We start from the raw sequence: 9,600 nt of genomic DNA on the forward strand, positions 1-9,600 counted from the left end.
ACCTTCCGTGCGGCGGGGTGATCGCGGACACTATCGACGATCGAGCGCGCCTCCGCCACCCCATCCTCCTGCGGGCCCCCGGTGCCGGGCCGCCGGTCGCCCCGGGTGTGGTGAGCTGACCGGGATGGACGACCAGGGGACGACGCGCTCCCGCTGGGCCGCGCTGCTGTTCGTCGCCGCCGTCGTCGCCGTCGCGCTGAACCAGCGACCGGCCGTCGTCGCCGTGGCCCCGCTGCTGGGGGACCTGCGGGCCGACACCGGCCTGTCCCCCGTGATGGCCGGGCTGCTCACCACGCTGCCGGTGCTCTGCTTCGGCGCCTTCGCCCCGCTGGCGCCGCGCACCGCCCGGCGGGTGGGCCTCGAGCTCGCCGTCGCGGCGTCGTTGCTGGTGCTGGCCGCGGGCATCGCACTGCGGCTGCTCGCGCCCGTGGCCATGCTCTACGCCGGCAGCCTGCTGGCGGGTGCGGCGATCGCCGTCGCGAACGTGCTCATGCCCGCCTACGTCAAGCGCGAGGCGGCCCGGCCGGGCCTGGTGATGGGGTCGTACTCCGCGTCGCTCAACGTCGGGGCTGCCGTCGGGGCGGCGGCCACCGTCCCGTTCGCCGCGGCCGTGGGCTGGGGGTGGCGCGGCGGGCTGGCCAGCTGGCTGGCCCTCGCACTGGCCGCCCTGGCGCTGTGGCTGCCGGTCGCCGGCACCGGCCGCGCGCACCGGGCCGCTCGGGACGCGGTGCCCGACGGCGGGTCCTGGGCGCTGCTGCGCCGGCCGCTGGCCCGCCAGGTGACGCTGTTCCTCGGCCTGCAGAGCGTGCAGTTCTACTCGATCGGCGCCTGGCTGCCGACGCTGCTGGTCGACGCCGGGGTGCCGGTGTCCGAGGGCGGGCTGCTGCTCGGGCTGAGCAACGTCGTCGGAGCCGTGGGGGCGCTGCTGGCGCCGGCCCAGGCCGGGCGGATGCGCGGCCAGCGCCCGCTGGTGCTCGCCGTCCTCGCCACCTACGTCGTCGGCCTGGGGGGCCTGCTGCTCGCGCCCGGGCAGGGCACGCCGGTCTGGGTCGCCGCCTTCGGCCTGGCGCAGGGCAGCGGCTTCGCCCTGGCACTGACCCTCATCGTGCTGCGGAGCCCGAGCCCGCTGGCCGCGGCCCGCCTCGGCGGGGTGGCCCAGTGCGTGGGCTACCTGTTGGCGGCCGCCGGCCCGCTGGTGCTGGGCTGGCTCTACGACCTCACCGGCGGCTGGACCGCCCCGGTGCTGCTGCTCGCCGCCTGCCTGGCGCCGATGACGTGGGCCGGCTGGGGCGCCGCGCGCGACGAGGTCCTCAGCACCGGGGAGCGGCCGCGGCGGCCAGCCCGGCGCGAGCGGGCTGAACAAGGACCCCCTGCCCCCCACCGGAGGAGGACCCCGTCCTCCCCACCCTTCGCACGCTGGGGGCGGGCCCCTGGACGGGGCCTGCCCGGGACGGGCCGTCCAGCGCAGCGTCGCACGGCGCCGGGCGCGACGCGTCGGTCCCGCCCGGCGTCGGTCAGCCGGGGATCAGCCGGCGGGGTCGGCGTTGGGGTCGGGCGCCTTGCTGGCGTCGCCGTCCCAGTCCTTGCCCGCCACGTCGGCGTGCTCGGAGATGCTGTCGGTCTGCTCGGCGACGGTGCGCACCATCTCCTCGTCGGAGAGCCCCTCGCCCGCGCTGTAGGTCTTGCTGTCCGGCTCGCTCATGCCGTCTCCTCCTCGGTGGATCGGTCCCCTCGCCCGTCCCCGGGAGCCGTCGTCGGCAAACCCGGGGCTACGGCTGCCGGCCCTCCCACTCCCGAGGCGCGAGCTCGAACCACACCCGTTTGCCGTCGGTGTCGTCCTCGACGCCCCAACGGTCGGCGATGCCCTCCACGAGCCGCATCCCCCGCCCCCGCGCGGCGGCGACCTCGAACTCCCGGACGACCGGCCGGAGCGCGGAGCCGTCGGCGACCGAGATGCGCAGCCAGTCCTCGGACATCGAGAGCTCGAGGGTGAAGGAGGCATCCCCGGCGACGTGGTCGACCACGTTGGCGACGAGCTCGGTGACCAGGAGAGCGGCGTCGCCGGCGTCGTGCGGCGACCTCCAGGCACCCAGCAGGTCCAGCACCAGGTGCCGGGCGACCGGGACGCTGGCGGGCACCGGTCTCAGGTCGACCGTGGCGGTGAGCGTGGACATCGGTCTCCCCTCGGCGGGGTCCCGGACGAGGGCTGCCCCCTGGGCGCGGACTCGATGCAGCGCCACCCCGTTGTACGCAACGTAATCGTCGCGATGGGTGCACGCAACGACCATTGCCCGGCGAGGGCTGTTGCGTGTCACGGGTCTTGCACTCGGCCGTACCAAGACGGATAGTGGGCAACCGGATTGCTCACATCCATCCACCACCAGAGTCGGAGGGCCCGTGTCGACCGACCGCACCGAGCAGGACCCGGCCGTCCGCGCGCTCACCGAGCTCATGGCCGTGCTGGACACCTGCATGACCGAACTGGGTGGCGCGCGCTCGCGGGCCGAGAAGCTGCTCGAGGAGCGGCAGACCGGCCGCACCTGGCTGGACATCGTCACCGCCGAGTCCCGCCCGCTGGTCGTCGAGCAGCTCAGCTCGGTGATGGCGGCCCTGGCCAGCGCCGGGGGCGCCTGGCGGCGCGAGCAGGCGTACGCCCTGGCCTCCGAGCAGGTCAGCATCAACCGGATCGCCGCCATGTTCGGCGTCACCCGTCAGCGCATCTCCGCCCTGCTCCGCGAGCGCGCCCGCACCGCCGGCTGAGAGAGGCCCCCTGCCCCCCGCCACTCGCAGGCCCGCGGCGGGACCCTGCAGGGGGGCCGAGCTCCAGGTCGTCGACGCAGGGGCGAGCTTCAGGCGATCAGCGCGTCGATGGCCTTGTAGACCCGCTGCTCCGACACCGGCCGCGGGGTGCCGACGCTCTGCGCGAACAGGCTGACCCGCAGCTCCTCGAGCATCCAGCGCACCCGGGCGACCGGGTCGTCAGGGGCCCCCGTCGACGGCACCCGGGCGCGCAGCTGCTCGTACTCGGCGGTGACCGCGGCGACCTGCTGCATCCACAGCTCGTCGCGCACGGCGTTGGCCGGCAGCTTCTCCAGCCGGTGCACCATCCCCCTGAGGTACCGCACCAGGTCCGGCAGCCGGCGCCGTCCGGCCGCGGCGACGAAGCCCCGGTGCAGCAGGCCGCCCATCTGCCGGCGCAGGTCCGCGATCGCCGCCTCGGGCACCCGCCGTCCCGGTGCCGCACCGATCGCGACGGCGACCTCGCGCGCCTGCACCAGCACGGCCTCGACCCGCCGCACGGTGTCGGTGGTCAGCGGCAGCAGCTGCGCGCGGGCGGTCTGCACCAGCGCCGCGAAGCCGGCCTCGTCGCGCGGTGGCCCGCCGGCGGCGGCCAGCAGCTCGTCGGCGACCGCGTCCACGCAGTCGTCGACCAGGCCCGGGATCTCGCCGTCGGGGTTGAACTGCAGCGCCAGCCGGGTGGCCGGGGACAGCCCCCTCACCACCTGCCGGGTGGGTGAGCCGGCGACCAGCACCAGCAGCCGCCGGGCTCCGCGCCAGGTCAGCCGAGTGGCCTCGACCTCGGTGGCGACCACGCGGACGCCGACCGTCGTCCCCTCGTCGACCAGCGCCGGGTACGCGGTCACCACGTGCCCGCCGCGCCGGACCTCGACGGTGCGCGGCAGCGTGCCGAAGGTCCAGGCGGTCTGGCCGGTGCGCTCGACGTCCGAGGCGGCCGCGGCCAGGCTGGCCCGGCTCTGCGGCGCGACCTCGCGGCGCAGCGCCTGCAGGTCCTTGCCGGTGGCCAGGGGCCGGTGCCGGTCGTCGACGACGCGGAACGTGGCCCGCAGGTGGTCGGGCACCTGGTCCGGCGCCCACGCGTCCGGCGGGACGACGACCCCCGCGGCCCGCCGCAGCTCGCGCTCCAGCGCCGGCAGCAGCGGCTCGGTCGGCGCGATGCGCGGCAGCACCTCGCGCACCCGGTCGGGGATCGGCACCAGCGTGCGGCGCAGCTGCTTGGGCAGGGTGCGCAGCAGCGCGGTGACCAGCTCCTCGCGCAGTCCCGGGACGGTGAAGGCCAGCGACTCCCCGGACGTCCGCTCGGCGACGGTGTCCAGCACGGCGAGCGGGACGTCGACGGTGACGCCGTCGGTCGGGGTGCCCGGCGCGAACGCGTAGGACAGCGGCAGGGTGAGCCCCCGCGTCAGCGGCACCTCGTCCGGGAAGTCCTCGACCCGCACCTGCCCGGCCGCGGCGGCGTTGGTGAGCATCTCCGGGCTGAAGGTGAGCAGGTCGGGCGTCTGCCGACGGGCGGCCTTCCACCACCTGTCGAAGTGCCGGGTGGAGACGATGTCGGCCGGGATGCGGGCGTCGTAGAGCTCGAACAGCGTCTCGTCGTCCACCCGGATGTCACGACGCCGGGCCCGCTCCTCCAGCTCGGCGACCCGCTGCATCGCCTTCTGGTTGTCGTGCCAGAAGCGGTGGTGCGTGGTCCACTCGCCCTGGACCAGGGCGTGCCGGATGAACAGCTCGCGGGAGACGACCGGGTCGATCGAGCCGTACTGCACGCGACGGCCGACGACCAGCGGGATGCCGTAGAGGGTGACCCGCTCGGTGGCGACGACCGAGCCCCGCTTGGCGTCCCAGCGCGGCTCGGAGTACTGCCGCTTGACCAGGTGCTCGGCCAGCCGCTCGACGACCTCGGGGTCGATCCGGGCGACGGTGCGGGCGAACAGCCGGCTGGTCTCCACCAGCTCGGCGGCGACCACCCAGCGCGGCGGCTTCCTCGCCAGCGGGGTGCCGGGGGCGAGGACGAAGCGGGCGTTGCGGGCACCCAGGTACTCGCGGCCACCGCGCCGCCGGTCGCCGTCGCGGCCCTTCCCCTCCTCGACCTGCAGGCCGACGTGGGACAGCAGCCCCGACAGCAGCGCGGCGGAGATGCCGCGCTCGTCGGGCTCGGTCGCCGGCTCGCCGACGGTCATGCCCAGCCGACGAGCGGTGCTGCGCAGCTGGCCGTAGAGGTCCTGCCACTCGCGGATGCGCAGGTAGTGCAGGAACTCGCGCTTGAGGGTGCGGCGGAACTGGCTGCCCGAGAGCGTCTCCTGCTGCTCGGTCACGTACCGCCACAGGTTGAGCAGCGCGAGGAAGTCGGAGTTCTCGTCGGCGAACCGGGCGTGCGCCTGGTCGGCGGCCTGCTGGTGCTCGGTGGGCCGCTCGCGGGGGTCCTGGATGGTCAGGCCCGCCGCGATGACCAGCACCTCCTCCAGCACGCCGCGCCGGTCGGCCTCGACGACCATCCGCGCCATGCGCGGGTCCAGCGGCAGGGCGGCCAGCGCGCGGCCGGTCGGGGTCAGGCTGCCGGCCTCGTCCAGGGCGCCCAGCTCCTCGAGCAGGGCCACGCCGTCGGCGACCGCACGACGGTCCGGCGGGTCGATGAACGGGAACTCGGCGACGTCCCCCAGCTCGAGGGCGGCCATCTGCAGCAGCACCGAGGCCAGGCTGGTGCGCAGGATCTCCGGGTCCGTGTACTCCGGCCGGCTCTCGAAGTCCTCCTCGGTGTAGAGCCGGATGGCGATGCCCTCGGAGGTGCGCCCGCAGCGCCCCGAGCGCTGCCGCGCCGAGGCCTGGCTGATCGGCTCGATGGGCAGCCGCTGCACCTTGAGCCGGGCGCTGTACCGGGAGATGCGCGCGGTACCCGGGTCGACGACGTAGCGGATCCCGGGCACCGTCAGCGAGGTCTCGGCGACGTTGGTGGCCAGCACGATCCGCCGTCCGGCGTGCGGGGCGAAGACGCGGTGCTGGTCGGCGGCCGACAGGCGCGAGTAGAGCGGCAGCACCTCGGCGGAGGGGAAGCGCTCGGTGAGGACGTCGGCGGTGTCGCGGATCTCCCGCTCGCCGGCGAGGAAGACCAGGACGTCGCCCGGGCCCTCGGCGGTCAGCTCGTCGACGGCGTCGGCGACGGCGGTGACCTGGTCGCGGTCGGGGTCGGAGTCCGGGTCGTCGGGGTCGACCACCGGCCGGTAGCGCACCTCGACCGGGTAGGTGCGCCCGCTGACCTCGACGATCGGGGCGTTCCCGAAGTGCTTGGCCACCCGCTCGACGTCGATCGTCGCCGAGGTGATGACCAGCTTGAGATCGGGACGCCGCGGCAGGACCTGCGCCAGGTAGCCGAGCAGGAAGTCGATGTTGAGGCTGCGCTCGTGCGCCTCGTCGATGATGAGGGTGTCGTACTGGCGCAGCAGCCGGTCGCGGCCGATCTCGGCGAGCAGGACGCCGTCGGTCATGACCTTGACCAGGGTCGCGTCGCTGACCTGGTCGGTAAAGCGCACCTTCCAGCCGACGACCTCGCCCAGCGGGGTCTCCAGCTCCTCGGCGATCCGCTCGGCCACGGTGCGCGCGGCGATCCGCCGCGGCTGGGTGTGCCCGATCCGGCCCCGCACGCCGCGGCCGAGCTCGAGGGCGATCTTGGGCAGCTGGGTGGTCTTGCCCGAGCCGGTCTCCCCCGCCACGACGACCACCTGGTGCTCGCGCAGCGCCGCGGCGATGTCGTCACGGCGGGCACTGACCGGCAGCTCGGCGGGGTAGCGCAGCGTCGGGACGGCGGCGCGACGGCGGGCGATCCGCTCCTCGGCGGCCGCGACGTCGGCGGCGATCCGCGACCGCTGCCGGGCCCGCGCCTCGTCGTCCCTGGTCCTGCGGGTGCCGTCGAGCCGGCGGCGCAGCCGGTGCTCGTCCTCGAGGGTCAGGCCGGCCAGCCGCGCACGCAGGTCGTCGGGCGGGGTGGTCACGACGGTCTCCTCGTCCGGGGCAGGTAGGGGGCGCGCAACGGCGGGTGGAAGGCGACCGGCGCACCTCCCAGGATCGCACCGGACGCCGCCGGGTGGTGGTGGCCCGCCTCACTTGCATGGGCCGCGCAACTGGTTGTTTGGTCCGTACAACAGCTTGTACGGTGCATGTGTTTCCGACCGCCGCCCCCTGGAGCCCGCCGTGCCGTACCGCCCTCCCGTGCCCGGCCCCGCCGCGCCCGCCGACGACCGGCTCGCCGACCTGCGCACCCTGGGCGAGCAGCTACCCCGTTTCCTGCGGCTCGTGCACGCCCTGAAGGCGCACCAGGCCACCGAGGGCAGTGCGGCGCTGGTCCTGCTGTTCCCGCTCGCGCGGCTGGGCCCGCTGCGGCAGAGTGCACTGGCCGAGCTCGTGCACGCCGATCCGTCGACGGTGAGCCGGCACGTGTCCTCGCTGATCGAACGGGGGCTCGTCCAGCGGGTCGCCGACGAGACCGACGGGCGGGCCAGCCGTCTCGTCGTCACCGACGCCGGATCGGCCGCGCTGCGGCAGGTCCGGGCCGAGCGGGAGGCCCACCTCGCTCGGGCCACCGCCGACTGGCCGGCCGCGGACCTGGCGACCTTCACCCGGCTGTTCGGTCGCCTCCTCGACGACCTCACCGCGTCACTGCCCACCGAGCCCGCCGCCGTGCCGGTCGCCGCCCGATCGAGAGAGAACTGATGACCCAGAGCACTTCCACCAGCGCGGCCGGGCGGAGAGACGCCCGGGCGGCCGCCTCCGCACCCGACGCGGACGGCGCCTTCACGCACCGGCAGATCCTCACGATCATCGCCGGGCTGATGGTCGCGATGTTCCTCGCGGCCCTGGACCAGACGGTCGTGGCGACGGCCATCCGCACCATCGCCGACGACCTGCAGGGCTACGACCTGCAGGCCTGGGCCACGACGGCCTTCCTCATCACGTCGACGATCTCGACCCCGCTGTACGGGAAGCTCTCCGACATCTACGGACGACGGCCGTTCTACCTGTTCGCGATCGGCGTCTTCGTCGTCGGCTCGGTGCTCTGCGGCATCGCCGACACGATGTACCAGCTGGCCGCCTACCGGGCGCTCCAGGGCGTCGGCGCCGGCGGCCTGATGTCGCTGGCCCTGGCGATCATCGGCGACATCGTCCCGCCGCGGGAGCGCTCGCGGTACCAGGGCTACTTCATGGCCGTCTTCGGCACCTCCAGCGTGCTCGGCCCGGTCCTCGGCGGCTTCCTCGCCGGCCAGTCCTCGCTGCTGGGGCTGACCGGCTGGCGCTGGATCTTCATGATCAACGTGCCGCTCGGCCTGCTCGCCTTCCTCGCCGTCTACCGCGTGCTGCACCTGCCGCACGTCCGCCGCGACCACCGCATCGACTGGCCCGGGGCACTGGCGCTGATCACCTGCATCGTGCCGCTGCTGATCGTCGCCGAGCAGGGCCGGATCTGGGGCTGGACGTCGGGCCGGGCCCTCACCTGCTACCTCATCGGCGCGGTCGGCTTCGTCCTCTTCCTGCTGGCCGAGCGGGCCTACCGCGACGAGGCGCTGCTGCCGCTGGACCTGTTCGGCAACCGCAGCTTCACCGTCGCCAGCCTCGGCAGCGTGGTGGTGGGCGCGGCCATGTTCGGCGGCCTGCTGCTGCTCCCCCAGTACCTGCAGATCGTGCACGGCTCCAGCGCGACGGTCGCCGGCCTGCAGATGATCCCGCTGGTCGCCGGGATCATGGTCGGCGCGATGAGCTCGGGCACCACGATCTCGAAGACCGGGAAGTACAAGGTCTTCCCGCTGGCCGGCACCACGCTGATCGCCGTCGCCCTGCTGGCGCTGTCCTTCGTCGTCGGCGCCGAGACCTCGATCTGGGCGCTGGTGCCGTTCATGGTCCTGCTCGGCGTGGGGCTGGGCTTCAACTTCCAGCCCGCGGTCCTCGCGGTCCAGAACGCCGTGCCGCCGAGCCAGATGGGCGTGGCCACCTCCTCGGTGACGTTCTTCCGCCAGATGGGCGCGACGGTCGGCACCGCCGTCTTCCTCTCGGTGCTGTTCAGCCGCCTGCCGGTGGAGATCGAGGAGTCGGTGACCTCGGCGGCGGCGACGGACCCACGGGTGGCCCAGGCGCTGCAGAGCGGTCAGCTGCAGGCCGGCTCCGACCTGTCGGACACCTCCTTCATCCAGGACCTGCCGTCGTTCCTGGCCCTGCCGTTCAAGACCGGGTTCTCCGAGGCGATCGACCTGGTCTTCCTCATCGCCGCGGTCGTGGCGGCCGTCGGGTTCGTCGTGTTCCTGTTCCTGCCGCAGCTGGCGCTGTCGAACAAGTCCGGCATCCAGGCCGCCCGGGAGGCGGCACGGCAGGCGGCGCAGCAGACCGCGGGGGACCCGTCCGCCGACGAGCCGGCCGAGCAGGCCGCACAGGCGGTCGGCGCCGGCGCTCCCACGTCCACCGCTCCCCCGGTCGGCCGCCCCGGCGGCGCCGTCGCCCGCGGCGCACACGGGGACGGCAGTGCGCCGGTCGCGAAGGCGAACGGCCACCCTCGACGGCACGCCGGTAAGCACGAGGCGACGCGCCACGCGCCCACCGGCCTGGCGTCCATCCCCCCCGACCACCTGCAGGACGGCGCGGCGCGACAGCACGACTGAGTCCACGCGTCCGACACGACGGTGGCCCCCCAGCAGCTGCTGGGGGGCCACCGTCGTGTCAGCGGAGGTCGGGGACGGCACCTGGCCGCGGTGTCGGCCGACGAGCGGGGGCCCGCAGGGTCCCCCGAGGAGCGTCGGCGGTCCGGCTCGACGCTGATCGGGG

At 74.7% G+C, this 9,600-nt stretch carries 5 protein-coding genes and 1 pseudogene; 4 read left to right on the forward strand and 2 right to left on the reverse strand.

Translation table 11 applies throughout. From position 1 onward, the window contains the following. Window positions 1–124 precede the first annotated feature (124 nt). A pseudogene (locus tag BLS21_RS26355) lies at window positions 125–1,165 on the forward strand (MFS transporter); the annotation flags it as partial. A gap of 604 nt (window positions 1,166–1,769) precedes the next feature. Here BLS21_RS26355 and BLS21_RS26360 read toward each other — a convergent pair. Continuing rightward, complete coding sequence (locus BLS21_RS26360) at window positions 1,770–2,474, reverse strand: ATP-binding protein (RefSeq protein WP_342706020.1); 705 nt, start codon at window positions 2,472–2,474, stop codon at window positions 1,770–1,772. Here BLS21_RS26360 and BLS21_RS23295 point away from each other — a divergent pair. Continuing rightward, window positions 2,398–2,760 (forward strand): hypothetical protein, encoded by a 363-nt coding sequence (locus BLS21_RS23295; protein ID WP_091224010.1) that lies wholly within the window; start codon window positions 2,398–2,400, stop codon window positions 2,758–2,760. The two genes, BLS21_RS26360 and BLS21_RS23295, sit on opposite strands and share 77 nt — an antisense overlap. A gap of 89 nt (window positions 2,761–2,849) precedes the next feature. Here BLS21_RS23295 and hrpA read toward each other — a convergent pair whose 3' ends face one another. Further along, complete coding sequence (gene hrpA / locus BLS21_RS23300) at window positions 2,850–6,785, reverse strand: ATP-dependent RNA helicase HrpA (RefSeq protein WP_091224012.1); 3,936 nt, start codon at window positions 6,783–6,785, stop codon at window positions 2,850–2,852. Between the two features lie 217 nt (window positions 6,786–7,002). On the opposite strand from hrpA, the gene BLS21_RS23305 reads away from it, so the two are divergent. Together BLS21_RS23305 and BLS21_RS23310 are read left to right on the forward strand one after the other, a co-directional pair. Further along, complete coding sequence (locus BLS21_RS23305; RefSeq protein WP_245700709.1) at window positions 7,003–7,503, forward strand: MarR family winged helix-turn-helix transcriptional regulator; 501 nt, start codon at window positions 7,003–7,005, stop codon at window positions 7,501–7,503. Then, window positions 7,503–9,437 (forward strand): MDR family MFS transporter, encoded by a 1,935-nt coding sequence (locus BLS21_RS23310; RefSeq protein WP_091224016.1) that lies wholly within the window; start codon window positions 7,503–7,505, stop codon window positions 9,435–9,437. The genes BLS21_RS23305 and BLS21_RS23310 overlap by 1 nt, the downstream gene beginning before the upstream one ends. Window positions 9,438–9,600 lie beyond the last annotated feature (163 nt).

The sequence above is a fragment of the Geodermatophilus siccatus genome, from assembly GCF_900103785.1.
Lineage (GTDB): Bacteria > Actinomycetota > Actinomycetes > Mycobacteriales > Geodermatophilaceae > Geodermatophilus > Geodermatophilus siccatus.

Bases quoted from the DNA above. Each gene is read 5' to 3' on its own strand.
- BLS21_RS26360 (WP_342706020.1), bottom strand. From the start codon at position 2,474: ATGCAGGTGTCCAGCACGGCCATGAGCTCGGTGAGCGCGCGGACGGCC.
- BLS21_RS23310 (WP_091224016.1), top strand. From the start codon at position 7,503: ATGACCCAGAGCACTTCCACCAGCGCGGCCGGGCGGAGAGACGCCCGG.